Annotated in this window: 23 protein-coding genes and 1 tRNA gene; 11 read left to right on the top strand and 13 right to left on the bottom strand. The window is 63.4% G+C overall.

Features of this window, described 5'->3' with window-relative positions; all coding sequences use genetic code 11:
• The first annotated feature begins 262 nt into the window (after window positions 1-262).
• The gene (locus tag ACO054_RS08610) at window positions 263-1117 is read left to right on the top strand and encodes a helix-turn-helix domain-containing protein (protein ID WP_421710025.1); all 855 of its coding nucleotides are present in this window, start codon (window positions 263-265) and stop codon (window positions 1115-1117) included.
• Window positions 1118-1127: 10 nt separating this feature from the next.
• Window positions 1128-1958, top strand: a complete 831-nt coding sequence (locus tag ACO054_RS08605; RefSeq protein ID WP_421710024.1) for a phosphate/phosphite/phosphonate ABC transporter substrate-binding protein — start codon at window positions 1128-1130, stop codon at window positions 1956-1958.
• Between the two features lie 25 nt (window positions 1959-1983).
• On the opposite strand, the gene ACO054_RS08600 is transcribed toward ACO054_RS08605, so the two are convergent.
• Window positions 1984-2508 carry a plastocyanin/azurin family copper-binding protein gene (locus ACO054_RS08600; protein WP_421710023.1) on the bottom strand — a complete coding sequence of 175 codons (525 nt, stop codon included), beginning with the start codon at window positions 2506-2508 and terminating at the stop codon, window positions 1984-1986.
• Window positions 2509-2791: 283 nt separating this feature from the next.
• Between ACO054_RS08600 and ACO054_RS08595 the strand changes: the two genes are divergently transcribed.
• The 3 genes from ACO054_RS08595 to ACO054_RS08585 all read left to right on the top strand — a co-directional run bounded on the left by ACO054_RS08595 (window position 2792) and on the right by ACO054_RS08585 (window position 4861).
• Window positions 2792-4225, top strand: a complete 1434-nt coding sequence (locus ACO054_RS08595) for an amidase (RefSeq protein ID WP_421710022.1) — start codon at window positions 2792-2794, stop codon at window positions 4223-4225.
• 117 nt (window positions 4226-4342) lie between these two features.
• Window positions 4343-4489, top strand: coding sequence for a hypothetical protein (locus tag ACO054_RS08590; RefSeq protein WP_421710021.1), 147 nt, complete (start codon window positions 4343-4345; stop codon window positions 4487-4489).
• A 54-nt stretch (window positions 4490-4543) separates the two neighbouring features.
• Window positions 4544-4861 (top strand): YciI family protein, encoded by a 318-nt coding sequence (locus tag ACO054_RS08585; RefSeq protein WP_421710020.1) that lies wholly within the window; start codon window positions 4544-4546, stop codon window positions 4859-4861.
• 56 nt (window positions 4862-4917) lie between these two features.
• Here ACO054_RS08585 and ACO054_RS08580 read toward each other — a convergent pair.
• Window positions 4918-4993, bottom strand: a tRNA-Thr gene (locus tag ACO054_RS08580).
• A gap of 148 nt (window positions 4994-5141) precedes the next feature.
• Complete coding sequence (locus ACO054_RS08575; RefSeq protein WP_421710019.1) at window positions 5142-5975, bottom strand: SDR family oxidoreductase; 834 nt, start codon at window positions 5973-5975, stop codon at window positions 5142-5144.
• A 220-nt stretch (window positions 5976-6195) separates the two neighbouring features.
• On the opposite strand from ACO054_RS08575, the gene ACO054_RS08570 reads away from it, so the two are divergent.
• The 3 genes from ACO054_RS08570 to ACO054_RS08560 all read left to right on the top strand — a co-directional run bounded on the left by ACO054_RS08570 (window position 6196) and on the right by ACO054_RS08560 (window position 9299).
• Window positions 6196-7527: a glutamine synthetase family protein gene (locus ACO054_RS08570; RefSeq protein ID WP_421710018.1), complete on the top strand. Its 1332-nt coding sequence runs from the start codon at window positions 6196-6198 to the stop codon at window positions 7525-7527.
• Window positions 7528-7670: 143 nt separating this feature from the next.
• Window positions 7671-8282 carry a hypothetical protein gene (locus ACO054_RS08565; RefSeq protein ID WP_421710017.1) on the top strand — a complete coding sequence of 204 codons (612 nt, stop codon included), beginning with the start codon at window positions 7671-7673 and terminating at the stop codon, window positions 8280-8282.
• 495 nt (window positions 8283-8777) lie between these two features.
• Complete coding sequence (locus ACO054_RS08560) at window positions 8778-9299, top strand: VPLPA-CTERM sorting domain-containing protein (RefSeq protein WP_421710016.1); 522 nt, start codon at window positions 8778-8780, stop codon at window positions 9297-9299.
• Here the strand turns inward: ACO054_RS08560 and ACO054_RS08555 are convergent.
• A complete protein-coding gene (locus ACO054_RS08555; RefSeq protein WP_421710015.1) occupies window positions 9246-9488 on the bottom strand; it encodes a gamma-glutamyl-gamma-aminobutyrate hydrolase family protein in 243 nt (80 codons plus the stop codon). The two genes, ACO054_RS08560 and ACO054_RS08555, sit on opposite strands and share 54 nt — an antisense overlap.
• A 117-nt stretch (window positions 9489-9605) precedes the next feature.
• Here ACO054_RS08555 and ACO054_RS08550 point away from each other — a divergent pair, with 117 nt between their 5' ends.
• The gene (locus tag ACO054_RS08550) at window positions 9606-10232 is read left to right on the top strand and encodes a TetR family transcriptional regulator C-terminal domain-containing protein (protein WP_421710014.1); all 627 of its coding nucleotides are present in this window, start codon (window positions 9606-9608) and stop codon (window positions 10230-10232) included.
• Window positions 10233-10448: 216 nt separating this feature from the next.
• Window positions 10449-11651, top strand: a complete 1203-nt coding sequence (locus tag ACO054_RS08545; protein ID WP_421710013.1) for an MFS transporter — start codon at window positions 10449-10451, stop codon at window positions 11649-11651.
• A gap of 464 nt (window positions 11652-12115) precedes the next feature.
• Here ACO054_RS08545 and ACO054_RS08540 read toward each other — a convergent pair whose 3' ends face one another.
• Window positions 12116-13414, bottom strand: a complete 1299-nt coding sequence (locus tag ACO054_RS08540) for an alkaline phosphatase (RefSeq protein WP_421710012.1) — start codon at window positions 13412-13414, stop codon at window positions 12116-12118.
• Between the two features lie 1409 nt (window positions 13415-14823).
• Here ACO054_RS08540 and ACO054_RS08535 point away from each other — a divergent pair.
• On the top strand, window positions 14824-15678 hold the full coding sequence (locus ACO054_RS08535) for a sulfurtransferase (protein ID WP_421710011.1): 855 nt from the start codon (window positions 14824-14826) through the stop codon (window positions 15676-15678).
• A gap of 37 nt (window positions 15679-15715) precedes the next feature.
• Here ACO054_RS08535 and ACO054_RS08530 read toward each other — a convergent pair whose 3' ends face one another.
• The 8 genes from ACO054_RS08530 to ACO054_RS08495 form a co-directional block, all read right to left on the bottom strand.
• On the bottom strand, window positions 15716-16474 hold the full coding sequence (locus ACO054_RS08530) for a gamma-glutamyl-gamma-aminobutyrate hydrolase family protein (protein WP_421710010.1): 759 nt from the start codon (window positions 16472-16474) through the stop codon (window positions 15716-15718).
• Between the two features lie 103 nt (window positions 16475-16577).
• Window positions 16578-17426: a glutamate racemase gene (locus ACO054_RS08525; RefSeq protein ID WP_421710009.1), complete on the bottom strand. Its 849-nt coding sequence runs from the start codon at window positions 17424-17426 to the stop codon at window positions 16578-16580.
• A gap of 56 nt (window positions 17427-17482) precedes the next feature.
• Window positions 17483-18151 carry a DUF1045 domain-containing protein gene (locus tag ACO054_RS08520; RefSeq protein WP_421710008.1) on the bottom strand — a complete coding sequence of 223 codons (669 nt, stop codon included), beginning with the start codon at window positions 18149-18151 and terminating at the stop codon, window positions 17483-17485.
• Between the two features lie 25 nt (window positions 18152-18176).
• Window positions 18177-19319 carry an alpha-D-ribose 1-methylphosphonate 5-triphosphate diphosphatase gene (locus ACO054_RS08515; protein WP_421710007.1) on the bottom strand — a complete coding sequence of 381 codons (1143 nt, stop codon included), beginning with the start codon at window positions 19317-19319 and terminating at the stop codon, window positions 18177-18179.
• Window positions 19316-20014: a phosphonate C-P lyase system protein PhnL gene (phnL, locus tag ACO054_RS08510; RefSeq protein WP_421710006.1), complete on the bottom strand. Its 699-nt coding sequence runs from the start codon at window positions 20012-20014 to the stop codon at window positions 19316-19318. The genes ACO054_RS08515 and phnL overlap by 4 nt, the downstream gene beginning before the upstream one ends.
• 3 nt (window positions 20015-20017) lie before the next feature.
• On the bottom strand, window positions 20018-20830 hold the full coding sequence (phnK, locus tag ACO054_RS08505; protein WP_421710005.1) for a phosphonate C-P lyase system protein PhnK: 813 nt from the start codon (window positions 20828-20830) through the stop codon (window positions 20018-20020).
• Window positions 20827-21732, bottom strand: a complete 906-nt coding sequence (locus ACO054_RS08500) for an alpha-D-ribose 1-methylphosphonate 5-phosphate C-P-lyase PhnJ (protein ID WP_421710004.1) — start codon at window positions 21730-21732, stop codon at window positions 20827-20829. The genes phnK and ACO054_RS08500 overlap by 4 nt, the downstream gene beginning before the upstream one ends.
• Window positions 21729-22862 carry a carbon-phosphorus lyase complex subunit PhnI gene (locus tag ACO054_RS08495; protein WP_421710003.1) on the bottom strand — a complete coding sequence of 378 codons (1134 nt, stop codon included), beginning with the start codon at window positions 22860-22862 and terminating at the stop codon, window positions 21729-21731. The genes ACO054_RS08500 and ACO054_RS08495 overlap by 4 nt, the downstream gene beginning before the upstream one ends.

Below are 22862 nucleotides of genomic sequence, written 5' to 3'. Positions count from 1 at the left end.
GGCGGGCATGGTTAGCTTTGGAGACTCTAGGGCAAATTCTTGAGCGCTATCCCGAACGGCGGTTCGGGTGTGACAGACTAAGGACATGAAAAGGCTCGCTGAATGACGGGTGACAGCACCTCTCTAAGGGTGAATTGACACCAGAGTATGGGTAAGAACCGTTGCGTTGAGTATACGCAACAAGTGTTGACAAAATACAACGATCCGCTCGCAGATGCAAGATCTGCGGCGTCGTTTCCGCGCGCGAGGAGTAGGGTCGAGCATGACCACGGCAAAAGACGATTTGATTCCGCCGTTTCGAGAACGCTTGGCCGAAGTGATCGAGCGGTCGGGGCAGTCCCGTGCGGCCTTCGCGGCGGCGATCGGTCTCGACCGCTCCACGCTGTCGCAGCTGCTGTCTTCGGAGAACGAGCGGCTTCCCAGGGCGGAGACCGTGGTGGCCTTGGCTGGGGAGGCCGGGGTCTCGACGGACTGGCTGCTGGGGCTCAGCCAGTCGGCCGAGATCGGCACCCAGGTGGTGGCCAACCAGCTGGAGATTGAGGGCGGCGCCGGCGATCCTCTGGACGAGCGTCTGACCCGTTGGCATAACGAGGCCGTGGGGTCGAAGATCCGCTACGTCCCGGCCACCCTGCCGGACCTGTTGAAGACCGACGCCACCATCGATTTCGAGTACCAGCAGCTCAGCCAGCGCGTGCAGGAGGCGCAGCGTGAGCGGTCGGAGGCACGGCTCGCCTACAGCCGCCGGCCGGAGACCGATATCGAGGTCTGCTCCAGCTTCCAGATGGTGGAGGCCTTCGCGCGCGGCGAGTTCATATGGCGCACCATGCCGGTGGCCGACCGCCGCGCTCAGTTGGAACAGATGGCCAAGCTGCTGGACGAGCTCTATCCGACCTTCCGCTGGTTCCTCTACGACGGCCTGCAGCGCTTCTCGGTCCCCGTCACGATCTACGGCCTACAACGCGCGGTGCTCTACATCGGCGGCATGTTCATCGTGCTGCAGGCCACCGAACACATTCGGGTGCTGAGCAAGCACTTCGACGATCTGGTGCGGGCGGCCACGGTGCAGCCGCCGGACGTGATCGCGCTGATCGAGGGCCTGCTGCGGAAAAGCAAGTGAGTTTGGTCCCGTGAGTTTGGCCTCACTGCCGATGTACGACCTGCCGGAACTGCGGTGGGCGACCGACCGCCTTTGGCAGGGCGTCGCGGGACGTCTGCGGGCTGCCGGTTTCGCCGAAACGCCGGCCGCGCTCGACCGGCGCGCGGATCCGGCCGAGACCTGGTCGGATCCGGATCTGCTGTTGAGCCAAACCTGCGGCTACCCCTTGACCCATGCTTTCGCCGGCCGTTTGTCGCTGGTCGGCCTACCGCTCTACGACGCCCTGGGCTGTGAGCCGGAGTCCGACTTCGGTCCGACCTACTGCAGCGCCATTGTCGTACGTGCCGACGATCCGGCGACTACGCTTGCGGACCTTCAGGGCTGGCGCGCGGCGATCAACGACTGGCAGTCTCAGTCCGGCATGTCCGCGCTGCGGGCCGCGGTCGCGCCCTTGGCGAAAGGAGAGAGCTTCTTCTCGCAAGTGCTGGAGACCGGCGCTCATGCCCATTCGGCGGCAGCGGTTGCCGAGGGGCGCGCTGACGTGGCGGCCATCGATTGCGTGACCTGGGCGCTGCTCGGCGACGTCCGGCCACAGGCGGTCGAGCGGTTGCGTCTTCTCGCCTGGTCGACTGCGGCGCCTGCCTTGCCGTTCGTCACCTCCCGCGCCCGCGCAGGAGAGGCGAAGCGGATCGGGTCGGCCCTGACCGATGCCCTGGCCGATGCCGTGACGGATCCTGCCTTTTCAGAGGCCGTAGCGGCCCTGCGGCTGCGTGCGGTCGCCCCGCCGGAGCGGGCCGATTACGGCCGGATCCTGGAGATCGAAGCGGAGGCCGAGGCGCAGGGCTATCCGGTCCTGCGCTAGATCCGGCGCAGTGCCGGCCGACAGGTCAGCTTGGTTTGCTGGTTTCGTAGCGCGCGATCAGCTCGGCGAAGGCCTGTTTCTCACGAGCGCTGGCCCGCATCTCCTCGATCTTGGCCGCTACGCCGTTCAGATCGCCGCCGTTGTAGCTGCCGCCGTCCCCGGCAACGACCAACATGACCATGCCGTACTGCCCATGGCGCTTGCACCGGAAACCGTAGAGGCCAGCCTTGGGCAGCCGCACGAGCGCCTCTTTTTGGTTGGAGATGCCCACTTTGGGGACGCCGTCGGGCCAGAGCTGGGGAACGGAATGCACCGTGTGCTCTCCCCGGCTGTTCAGAAACGCGACCTCGGCGCCCGGGTCCGCCACGACGAGATCTGGGGCGAAGCGGAACATGCCGGTCGCGGCCGTCGCATTGACATCGGTGATCTGGTCGATGCTCTGAACCGGCGACCGGCCGCTCTCGGCTTGCGATGCGGTGCCGCAGCAGGCGGCCGCGACGACAATCTGCAGGACGCGCCGCCGATCGATCGCGCCAAAGGGTCCGGCCATGGAACTGTCTCCGTGTCAGGCCCGGTTTGCTCCAGGCCAGTGCTGTTCGGAATCGACTCTCCAGGGTGCCGACCGCCCTTTGCCGCGCGGTTCGTTGGTCCGCAGACTACCGCGCGCGTGACCGCTGCGCGAGCCTCCTCGTACGAGTTGTCGGCCAGCGGCACGCGGGGGGCTGCCTTGCGCCCAATCGCGGTTGCCTTGCTCAGCCGCGCCGACTAATCGGTAGGCTCTTTATACGAACCGACGCGCTGTCGTCGGGAGCGAGAGGACCGCCCGAATTGCCATGACAGACCTGTGTGACCGTTCTGCTGTCGACCTCGCCGCTCTGATGCGTCGCCGGGAGATCTCGCCGCTCGAGCTGCTCGACTCCTGCCTGGCGCGGATCGAGGCCGTGAACCCGGCGCTCAACGCCGTCGTCGCTCTCGACGAGCCGGCCGCGCGCGTTGCCGCCGAGGCTGCGGAGGCCCAGTTCCGCGCCGGGGAGGGGCTGCCTGCTCTGACCGGCCTGCCGGTCGGCATCAAGGACCTGAACGAGACCAAAGGCCTGCGGACCACCTTCGGTTCGCCGCTGTTCGCTGAGCACGTACCGGCCGCTGATGCTGGGGTCGTGCGCCGCCTGCGCGCCGCCGGCGGGATCGTGACCGCGAAGACCAACACGCCGGAGTTCGGCGCCGGCGCGAATACCGACAATGCCGTCTACGGCTTCACGGGTAATCCCTTCGACCCCATGAAAACCTGCGCAGGCTCCTCCGGCGGGTCCGCTGTGGCGCTCGCCACCTCCATGCTGCCGCTCTGCAACGGCTCGGATCTGGGCGGATCGCTGCGGACGCCGGCCGCTTTCTGCGGTGTGGTGGGGCTGCGTCCGACGCCCGGTCTGGTGGCCAGGAGCGCCCCGGCGATTCCCAGCGCCCCCCTGTCGGTCGAGGGACCGATGGGCCGCAACGTCGCCGATCTGGCGCTGCTGCTGTCGGGTCTGGCCGGCGAAGATTCGGACGATCCCTATAGCCGTCCTCTGGACAGGGCCCCGCTCGCCGAGCTGCAACCGGTCGATCTCGGCGACCTCAAGGTGGCAATCAGCGAGGATCTGGGCTTCGCGCCAGTCGATGATGAGATTCGCGGCCTTTTCCGGCAGCGGGTCGGGGCCTTCCGGCATCTCTTCCGGGAGGTCCAGGCGCGCGATCCCGAGATGGCCGAGGCCAACCGGGTGTTCGAGGTGCTGCGCAGCGTCGGCTTCCTGGCGGCGCATCTGGAGAAGGTAGAGCGGCACCCGGACAAGGTCGGCGCCAATGTCGCCAACAACGTCAAGCTCGGGCTCACCTTCGATGCCCGCGACGTTGCCTGGGCGAGCAAGCGCCATGGGGAAATCGCCCGCGACTTCACCGCGCTGATGGAGGAGGTCGACCTCTTGATCGCGCCCGGCGCCTCGGCCAAGCCCTTCGCCAAGGGGCAGAGCTACCCGGCCGAGATCAACGGTAAGCCGCTCGACACCTACATCCATTGGGTCGCGATTTCCTACGGCCTGACGCTCACCGGGCATCCGGTGCTCTGTCTGCCCTGCGGCCTGGACGCCGACGGGATGCCCTTCGGCCTGCAGATCGTCGGCCGCCGCTGGGAAGAGCGCCGTCTTCTGTCCATCGGCGCGGCTTTGGAAGCCGCTCTGGCGGCTCTCCCCGGCTGCGAACGGCCTCTGCCCGATCTCGCTCGGCTGCGGAGCTGACCTTCCGGGACACTCCGTCTTTCACCTTGCGCGGAAGGGGTGATTCTCTCATATAGCGGAAGGGAATCACCTGCCGGCTAAAGCACGGCAAAGATAGGGAAATTTAGGGTCGGATCGATGGAAATCCTCTTTATCGTGTTGTTGGTCGCCTCGCTCGTCGCCGGTATTCCGGCCGCCGTCATGTCGACGGTCTGGCCGAAAGTGGCCTTCGTTCTGATCTGCGCCGTCACCTTCAAGCTCGGCATGCTGCAGTTCTATATCTAGGTAAAACGGTTGCGCGGTGCTGCTTGCCGCACCAGCCGGATTGGGGGCTGTTCCATGCCCTTTCTGATTCTCGCCTACGACCATCCCGACAAGGATCCGGAACGGGAGGCGGTGCGTGACGCGCACCGTGCGTACCTCGCGTCCTTCGGTGCACGCATTCTCGCGTCGGGCGCGCTGCTCGCGGAGGATGGCCGCACGATCATCGGAGGCGCCAGCCTGCTCGACACCTCAAGCTACGACGAGGCCGCGCGCTTCGAGGCGGAGGACCCTTACGCTCGGGCCGGCCTCCGCAAAAGCGTCACGATCCTTCCCTGGCGTTTGCGCTGGTGGGTCGGAGCGTTCGCGGTCGAAGGGCATAAGGCCTTCGACTGACCCGCCTGGTCGGTAAGAGAAGAGAACTGCGGGTACAGCCAATTACATCAAGAAATTGGTGCCGGATGAGGGACTCGAACCCCCGACCTTCGGTTTACAAAACCGCTGCTCTACCAACTGAGCTAATCCGGCCCTCTAGCTCCATCCCGCACATCTCGCCGACAAGGCCAACAAAATCAACTACAAGGAGGTTGCTCTACCAGTTGAGCTACCGGGGCCCCGCGACGCAGCGCTGGATATGGGCGGAGGGTATGCGGGTCGCCGACCGGGTGCAAGCGCCTCAGCCCGCGTTGGGCTCTTGAGAATCATCGACGACGTAGGCGGCGGTGATACCGCCGTCGACCGGCAGCAGGACGCCGTTCAGGTAGCTGGCTTCGTCGCTGGCGAGGAAGAGGGCGGCCGCCGCGATCTCCTCCGGTTCGCCGAGGCGGCCCTGGGGCATGTAGGGGCGCCGCTTCGCCCAGGCGGCCTCGTCCGACAGGAAGGTTCGGACCAGCTCGGTGCCCGTCGGTCCCGGACAGATGGCGTTGAAGCGCAGGCCCTGGCGAGCATGGGTCACGGCCAGTTCGCGGGTCATGGCGACGACGCCGCCCTTGGCCGCTGTGTAGGCGATCTGTGGGAAGGCCGAGCCGACCAGGGCGACGATCGAGGCGTTGTTCACAACCGCTCCGCCGCCCGCGCGCAGCAGGGCGGGTACGGCGAACTTGCAGACCAGGAAGACGCTGGTGAGGTTGACGGCCAGGGTAGCGTTCCAGGCGGACAGGGGCGTGTTCGCAGCGCCCTGATCGTCCGGATGGACCAGGCCCGCATTGTTGAAGACCGTGTCGAGGCCGCCCAGCAAGCGTTCGGTCGTCTCCACGGCGTCGCGGGTCGAGTCCTCGTCCGTCAGGTCGGCGATGACCGAACAAGCGGTCGCACCGAGGGCACGGAGAGCCGCGACCGTGGCCTCGGCCGCCTCCGCCCTCACGTCGCAGCAGGCCACGGCGGCACCTTCCCGAGCGAAGGCGAGGGCTGCCGCCCGGCCGATCCCTCCGCCTGCGCCGGTGACCAGGGCTCTCTTGCCGGCCAGCCGTCCGCGTCCCAGCAGTCCGCCGTTTTGTCCGCTCTCTGACATCCCGTTCGACCTCGTTCTCTTTCCGTCAGCTTTGGCTGGAGATGTGGAGCTTTGCAACTTCCCCGTTGTTCTTCGAAGAACTGCCGGGCTAGCCTCCCCATAACACCGCAAGCAAGCTAGCCTGCAAAAGACAAGACAGGGTCGACAGGGCGCCGGGATCTTCTGCAAGGGAAGCCCGGCGGATATCGCAAGGCAAGAATGAGGGGAGGCGCGGCAGCGAATGGCCGAAGCGCGCAGTATTACCGAGATCGTGGACACGCTGAAGGACCGGGGGGCGAGGTATCTTCGGTTCGAGTTGCCGGATACCCACGGCACCAGCCGATCCAAGACCGTACCCATCGACAAGGTCCAGGGCTATGCCGAACGCGGTCTGAACCTCTATGGCGGCACCCTCGGCCTGGACACCGCTGCCTCGGTCGTTCCCGGCACCGGACTGAACGAGGAAATCAACTACGCCGACACCAAGCTTTGGCCGGACTTCTCGACACTGCAGCCCGTGCCCTGGATCGAGGGCATGTGGAAGGTGGTCTGCGACCTGACCTTCATCGACGGCACGCCCGTGGAGGCAGCGCCCCGATATGTTCTGAAGAAGCTGCTCGATGAGGCGGCCTCGCTCGGCTTCTCCGTCAAGATGGGTCACGAGTTCGAGTTCTATCTGCTCGACGGCGAGACGCAGGAGCCCTTCTTCGACGGGCTCCACATCTTCAATTCGACCCGCAATCACTGGGTCGAGGGGATCGAGCCGCTGCTGGATGCGCTGATCGCCCAAGACGTTGATCTGATCACCCACAACTGCGAGTACGCCGGCAGCCAGTTCGAGATCAATTTCGGTCCGGGCGTGGGGCTGGCTGGCGCCGACAAGGCCTTCACCTTCAAGGCGACGGTCAAGGAGTTCTGCCACCAGCTCGGCTATCAGGCGACCTTCATGTCGAAGCCCTGGGCCGACCGGGCCGGCTGCGGCTGTCACGTCCACATGGGGCTGCTGAAGGCCGACAGCGGCGCCAACGCCTTTCTCGATCCCGACGATTCGGACGGGCTGTCCGGCACGGCCAAGGCCTTCACCGCCGGCATTCTGACCCACGCCAAGTCGATCATGCCGCTGATCGGCCCGACGCCGAACTGCTACCACCGCCTGGCGCCTCACACCTTCGCCCCCTCCAACATCTCCTGGGGGATCGAGGACCGCACGGCCATGGTCCGCATGAAGGCCTCCAAGGACGATCAGACCCACCTGGAGATGCGCGCCGCCAGCGGGCTGTCGAATCCCTACCTCAGCGCCGCGGCGACGCTCGCCGCCGGTCTGCTCGGTGTACAGAAGGGCTACGACCTCCCGGCCCCGGTGGAGGGCCCTTGCGAGGACGACGAGAGCTTCGAGAAGCTGCCCAAGCGTCTGGACCGGGCCCTTGACGCTCTGGAGGCCGACGCCGACCTGCGCGCACTGCTGGGCGAGCCCTTCGTCAAGCTCTTCACGGCGGTGAAGCGTCACGAGCTTGCGCGCTTCCACGCCCACGTGACCGACTGGGAGCGCAAGGAGTACCTGGAGGTCTATTGATCCGACGAGAGCGCGATCGTCTCGGGTGGAAGCCTTTAGTCCACACCTGTAATCCGGCGGTTGTGTCAAGCTCTTGTCACACAGCTGTCTTTCCGGCATAGCAGACTCGCAACGAAGGTCACCAGGATAGGTGCGAGACTGCAGTGTCGATTATTTCCGCGTTGAAGACCGCCGAGGCCCATGACGAACCCTTCGAGCACTTCATTCTGAAGGACTGTCTGGAGGAGGGAGCCTGCGAGGCGATCGACAGGACCGACGTCGATCACACCGGAGTCTTCGACGGGACGCGCGCCGGCAACAATCAGGCCCGGCTGTTCATCGGGAAAGACAACCTGAAGGACTTCCCCTTTCTGCGCTCGTCCATCGAGGAGCTGCGCAGTCGGGAGGCGGTGGAGCTGCTGCGCGAGCGATACGGCGTCGACGTGGCGGGGCACTACCTGCGTTTCGAGATCTGCTGCGATATCGACGGCTTCTGGCTGGAGCCCCATTGCGACATCGTCGAGAAGATGGTGACGATCCAGGTCTACGTGGACCCGCAGGGCCGTCAGCCGGGCATCGGCACCGACTTCTATACGCCGGATCTGGCGAAGGCGAAGACCGTGCCCTTCGTCAACAATCAGGCCTACTGCTTCTTCCCGAAACCGGGGAAGGACTCCTGGCACGGCTTCGACAAGCGCCCGATCGACGGACGCCGCATGACCGTCCTGATCAACTACGTCACCTTCCCGACCGACTGGACCGTTCCGGCGGAGTGAGCGCCGCCCGTCCGAGGCCATAGAGTCTCGGTGACCGCAGGGGATTGGTGGCGTTCCGGCCGGCCGTTCCTTAGCGTTGCAACTCTCGTGGCGAAAGCAGGAGTGATGCCTCCGGCAGGATCGCGGAGGTGCTTATCCCTTGAGTGCAGAACGGGGGGCTTAGCGCCCCGATTCATTACGTCTCAAGTTAGAGATTCAACAAATGCCATAGTTGTTTTGATGATGAGTTTGACGACTCAAGGTGTTTCCAATAAATTGCCTAAAATACAAACTATGAGGTAGGTGATGGTGAATCTCCTGCGCGCGATTGGGCTCGTCGCAGCTCTTACAGCCATCTCCGGTACCCCGGCGCAGGCAACCTTCCTATCCGTGTCTTTCCGGATACAGGGCCTAAGCTACGACTATAGTGGAAGCCCGGCCTGTACGCCTGAGGAGCAAGCCGCGAGCGGCTGTGGTGGATGGGCTCCGGATGCTCTTGCCAGTGGGTCTCTTGTCATGTTCGACAAGGATAATAATGGGCGGATCAACACTTTTGAGTGGGTTTCTTTCGATGTCGGCTGGATCGTCGAAGGAGTTGGCGGTGGTGAGCTATCTGGAACTTTGCCGGTAGACTTCGACCCAATCATCGATATCTATCCGCCTTTCGCCGGGACGTTTCTCGATAGCCTCTCAATTGACTACAGCGAGATTTTCGAAGGCGGCCGTCCGACAGGGAGACTCCAGGGAGAGGGAACCGTCGACTACTCGTCTTCTGGTCTTTTCGCTAGCGCCAGCTTTCAGAATGGGGATGTTGATTTCTGGTGGAGCGATACATTCACGAACTTCTCGGCCGGATCGACGCCAGAGTCTCTGGTCCGCAGTTCCTTTGCTTTTGGAGATCGGCCACCCGGATTGTTACCTTCACCGGTGCCTCTGCCAGCGGCTGTTTGGCTGTTTATCTCTGCTCTGGGCAGCCTATTCGGCCTAAGCGTCTTTAGGCGCCTGAAGCTCCAGGACGCCGCAGCGCATCCCTCTTGAAGATTGTTGTGTCTGGGGTTTGCGGCGCCAGCGTGCCAGGACGGCCGCGTTGAAAGCGCTGTAGAGCTTGACCGAGTCCGGATTGTCCGGTGTGCGGTATTCCGGGTGCCACTGGACCGCCAGGGCGAAGCTCTCGGCAGCTTCGATCCGGACGGCTTCGACGATGCCGTCCGGCGCGGTCGCCTCCACGGCGGAGCCATAAAGGCAAGTTCACAGGGGTATTGAGTTCCTAGAGGTATGAAGAACAGGCATTCCCGATGTCCGACGTTTGACAAGATCTAAGACGACCGGTCTAATGCTATCCAGATGGCTCTATCGCGCTTTTTGGTTGGGGTGCAGATGAACTTCAAATCATCACGCGACGCGATTCTCAAAGTCGGTACGAAAATAATGTACAGGAAAGGTTACAATCACACTGGTATTTCTGAGGTTCTTGCTAAATCAGGCATTCCGAAAGGGTCTTTTTATCATTTTTTCCGAAGCAAAGAAGATTTCGGAATAAGCGTTATGGATTATTATAATGAGAGCTTTGCTAGCTTTTTCCAGTTTCATCTTGACGATAAGGGAAAGCCGCCACTGCAGCGGCTCAAGGGCTTTTTCGAGGCCAGTATCGACCGTCTGGAGAGACAGCAGTTTCAAGGTGGGTGTCTGATAGGAAACATTGGCCAGGAAATGGGGGATCAAAACCCTGAGTTCTCCCGAAAAGCCGAGCATATCTTCTCGTTGTGGCAGGAGTATTTTCTTCCGTGCCTCGAAGAGGCGAGAGACAGGGGCGATCTGCCGTCCAACACGGACTGCGAAGCTTTGGCTGCTTTCATCTGGAACAGTTGGGAGGGCGCGATGCTCCGCATGAAGGTTACGAAGTCTGACAGGCCTCTACGCCTGTTCGTCGACTATGTATTTGGCGAACTTTTAAAATCACACGTGAATTGACGCTCTTGTGATAAATTTCCTCAATAATATTTCGAGATACTCAAAATCAATACAATAATTAACTGTTTTTATTTTGAGCACAGAAGTCCTTTTACATAATTACAATTTGTTGGCACGAAGATTTTGGGGGCACAAACTGAGTGGGGCGAGGTGACGCGTCATCGGGACAAAGACTCTGTGCGGGCACCCAGTTCTGTCGGAGTGGATGGGGTCGCGGTGACGCGGTCCGGCCCTTCCTACGGCCAGGTTGCCGGTGCGGGCTTTGCGATCATTGCCGTCACCTTTGGCTTGGCGCGCTACAGCTACGGCCTGTTTCTTCCCGATGTTGAAGAAGAGTTCGGTTTGACCAAGAGTTGGCTCGGTCTAATCGCAAGCGGCTCCTATGCCGGTTACATAGTGTCGACGGTCGTCTCGTTGCAGATTTCCGGGGTTGTCGGCCCCAGGGCGCCCATAGTTGTGGGTGGCTGCATTGCGATCCTCGGCATGGCGCTCGTGGGCTTGTCCTCAACTCCGGTCGTCTTGGCGATTGGTGTCGTTCTCGCCGGGGCGAGCCCCGGCTTCGTCTTTGCCCCCATCTCCGATGCCGTGGTCCGTGCGGTCGAAAGGGAGCGCCAAAACCGGGCCTGGACAGTGATCAATTCGGGCAACGGGATGGGTATTCTGATTGCTGGCCTGGTCGCTCTCGGACTGGGGCTCAACTGGCGATGGGCTTGGCTCGCCTTCGCTGGGCTCGCTCTCGTTGCGGTCTTTTGGAACGCCGCCGTCATGCCCTCCGGTCGGGACCATCGCAATGGCGGGCGCCTGCCGCGCTTACGTCCGCGCTGGTTTCTAAAGGGCGAGTCGTACCCTCTCTTTGCGTGCTCATTTCTTGTCGGGGTCGTAACGACGATTTACTGGACTTTTGCGACCTCGGTTATCGACGGGTCTCAGGCCGTCAGTTTCTTTGCCAATACAATAGGAGGGGGCTTAGGGAACGGAGACCTACGCATCGTCTTTTGGACTATTCTCGGCATGGCAGGTGTTCTAGGCGCCTGTGCGGGCGATCTCATAAGTCGGTTTGGACTCAGGCGTACCTTGCAGCTCACCTGCATCGCCATGGGCATGTCCGTTGGGCTCCTTGCGAGCTTGCCGGACTCACCTCTTGCTCTGATCGCCTCTGCCCTCGTCTTTGGGGCGACCTTCATTCTCGTCACAGGCGAGATAGGGATCTGGAGCGTTCACGTCTTCTTCAGTCGTCCTTCGGCAGGGTTTGGCGCCACCTTCCTGATATTCGCTCTTGGCGCGCTGATCGGTCCGGCCGTTGCCGGTCTGGCGACGGAGCGCTTTGGTTTGTCGGCGGTGTTCTTTGCCACGGCGGTTATAGGGGGCTCGATCGTACTGCTTGCGCCGCGGCGTGAGATCCACTCGATGGCGCGCTGAGCGCCGGAGACCCCCTCGTCGCCTCGGCGCTTCCTCGCAAGGCCTTATGATTTGACCGTCCTACGTCCCCATCTGAACTTCTTATTTGAGTCCATTAGATGACCGGTCTAATGGGCTTGTTTGTGATGTCGCTATCAGCTTTGCACAAGCCCGACGACGTTCTCAGAGCAGGTTGCTGTAAGGCCTCAACACGCTCCAACGCGCAGCCTTGCGCTTTAGGATGGGGGCGGAGTCACACGCGACGTAGCGTGATGTTGAGATTACGCCGATCGGCGGAAGCTTTCAGTGCCGAGACAGAACCTCGTCGTCGTAGGACACCGACCATTTGTCGTAGCGACGTACGAGATCTTCTTCAGGCTCAGATCTGTCTGAACCTAGGAGCGGTTGACCCAAGCCGCCGAGGCCCCTGGCAGGAGGTGGCGAGAGGCCGCGTGGAGTACCCATTCCGCGCGGCCCCGTTGCAGTTAGTTCAACGCTGTGCCGAACAGAGTGCGGTGCTTCAGCTTGTAGACGTCCGTGCTGTCCATCAGCGGAGTGACCAGTTCGTGGTTCAGCCCAGCCGCGCGGACCAGGATGCCGCCCGCCACGTCGTTGTAGCCGACCCAGGCGATCCCGAAGGGATGGGACACGCCCTGGCTGTCTGGTGCCGACATGAAGACATCGCCGAAGCTGCCCTGCTGGCCGTGCAGGATGCCGCCGCCGTTGGTTACGGCTGCCACTGGACCGCCCTCCGGCGCCAGGGAACCCGAAACGACCTGCAGCCCGGCGGCGTCGGAGTCCGCAGTCAACAGCATCAGCGTGTCGGGATTCTGCTCGACAAACTCGTGGATGATCCCGACCGCCTCGTCGGCGCGCCGCAGGGCCTCCAGCGTGCCGGCCGCGTTCATGTTGTTGGCGATGTTGTCGGTACCTTCCTCCTCGATCACGGCGAAGAAGCCGGTTTCGCTGCGTGACAGGATCGCTAGGGCGACCTCGGTCATCTCGCCGATGGTGGGGGCGGTTTCGCTGTAGGTCGGCAAGCCGTCGATCAGGTTCCGCTCTCGCTCCTGATCGTTGAAGGTGTGGTTGTGAGCGAAGACTCCGAGCACCCGCTCGACCTCGCCGGTGTCCAGGTCCATCAGCTCGTCGCGGGTATAGACGATTGTGTAGCCCAACTCCTCGGCGCGCTCGATCAAGTTCACGTCGTCGGCCCGCTCGCCCGGTCCGTGACGACCCTCGGTTCCTTCCGGCAGCAGGAAGCGTTCGCCGCCGGCCATGATCACCTGGGCGCCGGACTCGATCACCTGCTCAGCGATCTCATCGGTGTTGGAGCGGGCCTCGGAGGAGGCGACGAACACGGCGGTGCCCGGCTCGGCGATATGACCGGACTGGATCAGTCCGACGGCCCGGCCGGCCTCAAGCGCCTCCTGGGCGATCGACATCTGCTGACCCGATGCTGCGGTAATGGTCTCGGTGCCGTTCAGGCCGAAGGAGTCGTTGACCACCTTGACCCCATAGGCATGTACCGTAGCGCCGCCGTGCGACGTGCCGGTCAGCCTGTCGCTCATATGGCCCGTGTAGACGCCCAAGCCCGGCAGGCGGTCCCAGTTCAGCTCTCCGTCCGGTCCGGCGACGTGCATGCGCGCTGCGCCCCAGTGGTTCAAACCGGTACCGTCAGGATGGAAGAAGATGACGTTGCCTGTTTCCTGCGCCGCGACCGGGGCAGCGGTCAGCGCCAGGGAGAGCGTCGCCGCGAAGGCGAGCCCCTTATCCGTCCAAGTCATGTAAAGCCCCTCATGTTCGAGTGTGATTGTGCGGCTGACGACAGGCCTCCGCTCTGCCGACGCCCTGCATTGCATTTGGTAGATTGCGACTAATTCGCAATGGGGTGTTGGTTAAGGTTTAGTGACGGCCACGTGTTTATTTGCAGTCGATATATGTAATTTTGCTCCCGAACCGCGAGTTTGCGGCCGTGAGTCTGCTGCTCGGCTAGCTCGGCACATGACAGGTTTTCTTGAGATGGGTCGCAGGACGCCTTCAGCCTGAAAAGCGGTGAATCATTAGAGGAGGTTGATCACGGCAAACCTCTTCCACGCTCTCGGCGCTATCGGGCTGGTGGCCGCCGTTTCCGCAACACCCGCACAGGCAACTTTCATCTCCGCGTCTTTCAGAGTGATAGGGCTTGTCTACGAGTACACGGGCAGTCCGCTGTGTACGGAGGAAAAGCGCGCCCGAACAGGGTGCGTGGAGCGGTTCGACGACGGCTCGGCGATCGGCCGACGGGGCGGTTAACTGGAGAAGGCTCGATCATCTAGCAAATGTTCGATGGCGCGGCCGGCGCTTCAATCTTCGATGGGAAAGCGAGCTTCGGCACTGTCGATCCCTTCGCGAACGACTCGCTCAGTTCAGCGGAAGACGCCAATTCCTGGAGCGCTGTCGTTTTGGGGGATCGCCCTCTCGCGCCACCGCCGTCGCCGGTTCCTCTGCCAGCCGCTGCTTGGTTCTTCCTCTCGGCTCTCGGTGCCCTTTTCGGTCTGCAATTCTTTGGACGAACAAAAGTGACAAGAGAGACATAGAGAGATTTGGATGGTGAGTTTGCGGCGTTTGCACCCCAGGACAACCTCTGTTGCCGCTTTGCTGAGAACCGTGCCCGCCGGATCGAGGGCAGTTGATCAATCCTTTGATTGAGAATGCGACATGACGCGATGATCTGCGTGATTTTCAGTTGATTTTCTCCAGCGCGATCTCAGCGTTATCAAGCTTACATAGTCTTTGAGTGGTCATGTGAGCCGTGCGATCGCTCTTAAATCTCAGATCCATATCTGAAGTATACAAAAAACATCTATGTATAAATTATAAAGCTATTATCGTGTTTAGTGTCATTGAATTCTTTCCTATTCAAGTCCAGAATGAATGGCTGTAACTTGTACGTCCCGCATAGGATTCGTGCGAGGTTTGATGCTGACGAGGTTTGTCGTGACCAGTGACATAAATGAAGATGCCTGAAGAACGCTGGTCTGAATCTCAAATTATCGTAGCCGAGATAACGGATCGAAGCCGAAGATATGGATAGGGGCGGATCTTGTCTTCGCTGACCAATCTCCACTCTCGGATGACGGTCGTCTCGGACACTGGATGAGGCAACCCGGATACCCTTGTGACAAACCACTTAAGTCAACGCAAAGGGGCAGTCATGCGCGAGACGAATCTAATCGAGCCGATTGATCTGGCGGCGCTCATCGAGCGCCAACCCACTGTGATCATCGATACCCGCGACGCGGAAAGCTTCGCGGCAGGGCATATCGAAAATGCAGTCAACATCCATGACATCTTCACCTACCTGGCGACGTCCAGTCCTGAGGGTCTGAAGGAACTTGAGCAGTCTTTTGCCGAACGGTTTGGCGAAGCTGGACTGTCGGGCCAGGAAACCGCGGTCATCTACGAGGACTCGATGGACTCCGGGTTCGGGCAGTCCTGTCGCGGCTTTTTCCTCCTGAAGTATCTCGGCTATCCAAGCGTGGTCGTACTTCACGGCGGTTTCAGGGCGTGGACCGCGGCGGGCTTGCCGACGACGGTCGCGGAAACCCGACCGGAGTCCAAGATCTTCCCGAGATCTGAGGACGGAAAGGACCTGATGATCGATGCAGACGCGATGATGAAGGCGCTTCAGGATAGCGCCATCATAAAGCTCGATGTCCGGGATGTGGACGAGTGGATCGGGGACAGCTCCTCTCCCTACGGTCGGGACTTCTGTCCTCGCAAAGGCCGGATTCCCGGTGCGAAATGGCTTGAGTGGTATCGTATGATGAAACCGACCACGTCAGGGTCGAAGTTGAAGAATCGGCAAGAAATCCTTGCGGAGTGCGCAACGATTGGAGTCAGCGAGGATACGCCTGTCTACCTATATTGCTTCAAAGGTGCACGCGCGGCAAACACGTTTCTCGCTCTCAAGGAAGCAGGCATCAAGGACGTCAAACTGTACTTCGGATCTTGGAATGAGTGGTCCAGGAACACTGCCTTGCCGATCGAGAGCGGCCTGCCTTACTAGCTTCTCAGGTCCACATCACGACCGGGCGGGACCGAGCCTAGGCAGCTAGTTTGCGGCGCCTTCGTGCCAGAATGGCTGCGTTGAAGGCGCTGTAGAGCTTGACGGAGTCCGGATTGTCCGGTGCGCGGTATTCCGGGTGCCACTGGACCGCCAGGGCGAAGCTTTCGGCGCCCTCGATCCGGACGGCTTCGACGATGCCGTCCGGTGCGGCCGCCTCCACGGCGAGGCCGGGGGCCAGCCGCTCGATGCCCTGGTTGTGCAGAGAGTTCACGGTCGTCTCGGTACGGCCCAGGATCTCGGCGAGCAGACCGCCTGGCGTCAGGCTGACCGTATGGTTGGGGCCATACTGCACGTCCGGATCCTCGTGCTGCGGGCGGCGGTGATCCAGCTTTCCGTCCAGTTCGTGCAGACGCGGGTGCAGCGTGCCGCCCAGCACCACGTTCAGCTCCTGAAAGCCGCGGCAGATCGCGAAGAGCGGCAGCTTCTGGGCCAAGGCCTCGCGGATCAGCGGCAGGGTCGTGGCGTCGCGCGCCTCGTCGTAGGGCTCGTAGCGCGCATGGGCGTCGGCACCGTAGTGGCTGGGGTGCACGTTCGCCGGACTGCCGGTCAGCACCAGCCCGTCCATGTGACGGACCAGCTCGGGGATGTCCAGGTGATGGCCTAGGGCCGGCACCACGAAGGGCGTGGCCTCGGTACAGTCCGAGACGGCGCGCAGGTACTTGTCGCCGACCACGTGAAAGGGCTTGCCGTCGACCTCCTTGAAGTCGGCGGTGACGCCGACCAACGCGGTGCTCATATCTTCGACCTCCCGATCTCATCCCGACTGCTCGGTCTCGAGCTTGAAGGAGAGATAACGCTGCAACTCGCTCAAGGCTACCACACCCCGCAGGTCGCTTCGGTCAGGCGGCTCGGAAAACCACGGGATGGCCGAGAAACCGCTGAGCGATGCGCCCGACCACTTCCGGATCGCCGGTGGTCAAGAACCTGGTGCTGCCAGGCGACCGTGCGGGTGATAGCGCGTCGAATTCCGGATGCCGCTTGAGGTAGTTGGCCAGACTGTCCGCGACGAGATCTGGTTGCGAAAGCATTTTCACAGGGGACGGCAGGGCGCGTTGGAAGAGCGGGCCGACCAGAGGATAGTGGGTGCAGCCGAGAATGACGGCGTCCAGGCGTCTCCCGTTCAGGCGTTTCGTGAGTCCTGCGACGGCCTCCCTTACTTCTGCCGCAAGCCTCGTCTCCGCTGCGTTGGCTTCGATGGCACCGGCAAGCCCCGGGCAGGCCTGCTGGATCACGTCGATCTGCGGTGCCCGCTTGCGGATCTCGATACGGAAAGCGTCGCTCCTCACCGTGTGCCGGGTGGCGAAGACGCCCACGGTGATGGGCGCGCCGACGTGCTCGGGCGGAGCACTCTGCACCGACCAGGGAACCTGCGTGACGGCCTCGACGACCGGCACGACGACGCCCAGGATGCGGTGCTCCGGATAGTGCCGCGCGAGCCAGTCCTGCTGCAGCCGGCGCAGCGCGATGGCGGCGGCGCTGTTGCAGGCGATCACGACCAGGCGGCACCCCTCCGCGAAGAGGCGCGCGACGCCGTCGCGGGTGAGTGAGAGCACCTCCTCCGCGCTGCGGCGTCCGTAGGGCGCATGCCCATGGTCGCCGAGGTAAAGGAAGTCGCGTTGCGGGAAGCGCGCCTCAAGTGCACGCTGCACGGTGAGCCCGCCGTGGCCGGAATCAAACAGGCCGATCATGCTTAAGATGTAGCAGTCGATGCGAGAGTCGCACTCTGCGTTTTCTGAAGGGGGCCCTAGGCCCTGGTTGCGGCGCTCGCCGAAACCCTGCCCGTGAGAGGAACGCGGTCGATCTCGACGAAGGGCTGCTCGCCGGAGGGCTGGCGGAAGATCGAAAGCGCTTCGATGATAAGCGGCTGTTCGAGCGCTGCGGCCGCGCGGCGATCCAGCTCAGCTTGCCAGACCCTGCGCTCGGTTTCGGGCAGCTTCTCGGTCAGCGTCATGTGCCAGCGGAACTGCTCGAAGACGTGGGGATAGCCCCAGCGTTGCAGCAACTCGTCCTGCCGGGCGCTCAAGCCCTTGCCGCGCCGCTTGGCCAACTCGGCGGCGCTGGCTGGCGCTCGGAAGCTGTCGAACTGGGACACGCAGGCCTCGGCCAGCGCCCCCAGCTCCGGTGGCGCTGCAGCCGGTACCAGCGCCAGGAAGCCGGAAAGGTTGTCGATCCGCAGGACGCCGACCGAGACTGGAGCTTGCTTGGCCGCGAAAGCGTGCAGCCGTTCCTTCAGTTTTGCCAGGTCATGATCTTCGGCGAAGCGGAACGGCGGTTTCAGCGTGGCGTGGAACCCGTAGTGGCGGGGCGAGGCGGTGATCTCGCGCGTGTCGTCGCGGCCGAACCAGTCCGCTGCGAAAGCGGCCAGCGCGGAGTCCGGGGAGGGGGCGTAGTAGAGGGCGCAGCGCTCGGTCATTCAGTCGACTCTCGAACGGAGAGAGTTAGAGAACGCGCCGGCCACCGCGCCAAACGCCGCGCACGACCGGAAGATCGTGACTGCGCGTCACCCAGATCAGATCCGCGCGCTGGCCCTCGACGATGTCGCCTCGGTCCTCCAGCCCAACCATGCGGGCGGGGTTGCGGCTCGCTACCGCAGCCGCCTGGGACAGATCCCAGCCCAGGTCGTCGTGTAGACGGAAGACGCCCAGCAGCAGGCTGGCGGGCACGTAGTCGCTGGCCAGGGCGTCCAGCAGGCCGTTGCGGGCGAGGTCGCTGACCGCGACGTTGCCGGAATGGGACTTGCCGCGTACCAGGTTGGGTGCGCCGCCGATGGTGGTCAAGCCGTGATGCCGGCAGGCCCGGCCGGCCTCTAGCGTCGTGGGGAATTCGCTGATGGTCAGGCCCAGCGCCGCCGCCTCCGAGACGTGCGCTTCGGTGGCGTCGTCGTGGCTGGCCAGCGCCACCTCGCTCTCGCGGATCATGTCGGCCAGCGCGGTCCGGTTCGGGCCGGCCCAGCGCTCATGATCGGCCAGGCGGGCGTCGATGTAGGCGTCCATCTCCGCCTCGCCGAAGCCCATCTTGCCCATGTAGTAGGTGCGGTAAGCCTGCAGGTTGGCGAACTGCCGCTGACCCGGCGTGTGGTCCATCAGGGAACACATGCCGACCAGCGGTTCGTCCTGAAAGTCGGCGAAGTCGTCGACGACGCCGGCTTTGCAGATCTCCAGACGGATGTGGATGCGGTGATCGCTGCGCAGCAGCCGTGCGGCCTCGGCGGCGCGGATCTCTTCGACACTTTCCTTCAGCGTCGTATAGCAGCGGTCGTCGTCGTCCTCGTCGCCCAGGCGCAGGGAATCGAAAACGGTCGTGATCCCAGCGGCCATCAGTTCGGCGTCGTGCGCGAGCAGCGCCGGCAGCATCGGCCAGACCACCTTGGGGCGCGGTTTGACGTGGCCTTCCAGGTTGTCGGTGTGCAGCTCGACCAGGCCCGGGAGCAGCCAGTCGCCCTCCAGGTCCAGGGCGGGAGCGCGGGCGACATGACCTTCGTCGACCGAGGCGATCAGGCTGTCGCGCAGCGAGACGGACCCCTCGATCACCCGGTCCGGCAAGACCAGGCGCGCATTGGTCAGATTCACCTCGTGCTTCATGCGGCGGCCTTTCCTTCGACCAACGGGATCTCGCGGGTGGCAACGGCGGTGCGGGTTTCAGCATCGTGAAAGATGCCGATGATTGCGGCACCCTTACGGCGTGCATCCTCTATCAAATGCATGACTGCTTTGCGATTGCGGGCATCGAGCGAGGCTGTCGGCTCGTCGAGTAATAGGATCGGATAGGGATGGGCGAAGGCCCGGGCGATGTTGACCCGCTGTTGCTCGCCACCGGAAAAGGTGGCCGGCGCCAGCGACCAGAGTCGTTCCGGCAGGTTGAGGTGATGCAGCAGGTCGCGGGCACGGACTTCGGCTTCCTCGCGCGGCGTGCCGGCCGCCACGGCGGGTTCGATGACCAGTTCCAGGGTGGCGACGCGCGGAATGACCCGCAGAAACTGGCTGACGTAGCCGATGGTCGTACGGCGCAGATCGAGCAGCGTCTGGGGGCTGGCGCCGACCAGTTCGATCCAACGGTCGTCCTTGCGCACCCGGATGGAACCGCTGTCGGCCAGGTAGTTGCCGGTCAGGCAGCGTAGCAGGGAGGACTTGCCGGCGCCCGAGCTGCCGACCAAGGCGAGGCATTCGCTGGCGGCGACCCGCAGGTCGAGACTGAGCAGCGCCTGGATCTGCACGCCTCCCTGGGTGTGCAGGGTGAAGCTCTTGGCGAGGCCTTCGATTTCGAGCAGCGTATCCATGTCTCAGACCGGCAGGATCGAGGAAACGAGCATCTGGCTGTAGGGGTGCTGCGGATCGTCCAGAACCTGATCGGTCAGCCCGTCCTCGACCACGCGTCCCTTCTGCATCACCAGCAGACGATGGGACAGCAGCCGGACGACCCCCAGGTCGTGGGTGACCAGGATGCAGGCGAGGCCCAGATCGCGCACCAGGCCACGCAGCAGGTCGAGCAGCCGTGCCTGGACGGAGACGTCGAGGCCGCCGGTCGGTTCGTCCATGAAGACCAGTCTTGGCCCGGTGACCAGGTTGCGCGCGATCTGCAGGCGCTGTTGCATGCCGCCGGAGAAGGTGGAGGGTCGGTCGTCGATCCGCTCGGCCTCGATCTCCAGTTGCTGCAGCCAGTGGCCCGCCTGGCGTCGGATCTCACCGTAGTGGCGCGCGCCCACGGCCATCATCCGTTCGCCGACGTTGGCGCCGGCCGAGACGCCCATGCGCAGCCCGTCGCGCGGATTCTGGCGGACCAGCCCCCATTCCGTGCGCAGCAGCAAACGGCGCTCGGCTTCGCTCAGGTCGAAAAGCTCAACCGGACCCTTGCCCTTGCTGTTGTAGACCACCGACCCCTCGCTGGGCTCGAGCTGGGCGGACAGGCAGTTCAGCAAGGTCGTCTTGCCCGAGCCGGACTCGCCGACGACACCGATCACCTCGCCGGGATAGAGATCGAAGGAGACCTCGGCACAGCCGATGCGCGGACCGTAGCGTTTGGTGAGGCCGCGCACAGTCAGCAGGGGAGTCGCGGGCTTGCCGTTTGCAGAGATCTTGCCGTTTGCAGAGGTCATGCCGAACTCCCAAGCGTATCGAGGTTTGACTTGCCCTGCTCTCTTTGCCGCCGGTTGCAGTAGTCGGTGTCGGAGCAGACGAACATCTTGCCGCCCGCGTCGTCGGTGATCACCTCGTCCAGGAAGCTGTCCTCTGCGCCGCAGAGCGCGCAGCAGGCGTCCCAGGTCTCGACGTCGAAGGGATGGTCTTCGAAGGCTAGACTCTCGACCCGCGTATAGGGCGGCAGCGCATAGATCCGGCGCTCCCGCCCGGCGCCGAACAGCATCAGGGCCGGCGAGTTGTCGAGCTTCGGGTTGTCGAATTTGGGGATCGGCGAGGGACGCATGATGTAGCGTCCCTCGACCAGCACCGGGTAGTCGTAGGTCTTGGCGATCCGGCCGTGCCGCGCCAGGTCTTCGTAAAGACTGACGTGCATGACGCCGTATTCCTCCAGCGCATGCATCTTGCGCGTTTCGCTTTCTCGCGCCTCCAGCCAGCGCAAGGGTTCCGGGATGGGCACCTGCAGGACCAGGATCTGACCGTCGCGCAGGGGCGTCTCGGGAACGCGATGGCGGGTCTGGATGATGTCGGCGCGTTCCGTTGCCGTGGTGGTCGCCACCTCTGCCGTCGCGGCGAAGAACTTGCGGATCGAGACGGCGTTGGTCGTGTCGTCGGCCCCCTGGTCGATCACCTTCAGGACGTCGCTCGGCCCGATGATTGCCGCGGTTACCTGCACGCCCCCGGTTCCCCAGCCGAAAGGCATCGGCATCTCGCGGCTGCCGAAGGGCACCTGATAGCCGGGGATCGCAACGGCCTTCAGCAGGGCGCGCCGGATCATGCGTTTCGTCTGTTCGTCCAGGTAGGCATAGGTATAGCCCTGCTCGCCGAGGCTCGAGCCACCCTGCGTCTGCGCTTCGGTCATTCCGCGGCCTCCTGTTTCCCGGTCTCTCCCTTGCCGATTTCTGCGCGCCGGGCGAAGAACTCGGCACGCAGCCGGCGCAGCAGGGTCAGTTCCGACTGGAAGTCGACGTAGTGGGGCAGCTTTAGGTGTTCGGTGAACCCCGTCGCCTGAACGTTGTCGCAATGATAGAGCACGAACTCTGCGTCGTTCGCCGGCGCGGCGCTTTCCTCGCCCAATTCCTCGGCGCGCAGGGCCCGGTCGACCAGCGCCATGGACATGGCCTTGCGCTCCGACTGGCCGAAGCTCAGGCCGTAGCCGCGCGTGAACTGCGGCGGTGTCTCGTCACTGCCGGCGAACTGGTTGACCATCTGGCATTCGGTGACTTCGATCTCGCCGATCTCGATTTCGAAGCCCAGTTCCTCTGGCGTGAAGGCGACGGTGACCTGCCCGCAGCGGATCTCACCGGCGAAGGGATGGTTGTTGCCGTAGCCGCGCTGGGTCGAATAGGCGAGGGCGAGCAGGAAGCCTTCGTCCCCGCGCGCCAGCATCTGCAGCCGCAGGTCCCGCTCGGCCGGCAGGCGGAGGGAGTCGCGGGTGATGTCACCGACCTTGCTGTCTAGTTCGCCGTCGCCCGCGGGATCGCTGCTTTCGATCAGCCCCTCCTGGCCCAGCAGATCGGTGACGCGCGGCAGAGGGGCGTCGCTGTCCGGCTCCGTTTCCAGCGCGGCGGGCGGCGCTTCGCCCTCGGCCGCCAGGGTGAAGTCGAGCAGGCGGTGGGTATAGTCGAAGGTCGGCCCCAGCACCTGGCCGCCCGGCAGATCCTTGAAGGTCGCGGAGATGCGGCGCTTCAGCGTCATGCGTCCGGTGTCCAACGGCTCCGAATTTCCGAAGCGGGGCAGGGTGGTGCGGTAGGCGCGCAGTAGGAAGATCGCCTCGATCAGGTCGCCGCGCGCCTGCTTGATCGCCAGCGCAGCCAGCTCGCGGTCGTAGAGCGATCCTTCGGTCATCACCCGGTCGACCGCCAGGGTGAGCTGCTCGCCGATCTGCCGCAGACTGAGTTCCGCCACGGAGGGATCGCCCCGGCGCAGTTCGCCGAGCCAGGCATGGGCGTTGTCGATGGCCTTCTCGCCACCCTTGACCGCGACGTACAA

The sequence above is a fragment of the Algihabitans sp. genome, assembly GCF_965226985.1.
Classification (GTDB): Bacteria; Pseudomonadota; Alphaproteobacteria; order Kiloniellales; family DSM-21159; genus Algihabitans.
The sequence above is the reverse complement of the archived record's forward strand: the minus strand, read 5'-3'. Positions and strand labels throughout refer to the sequence as shown.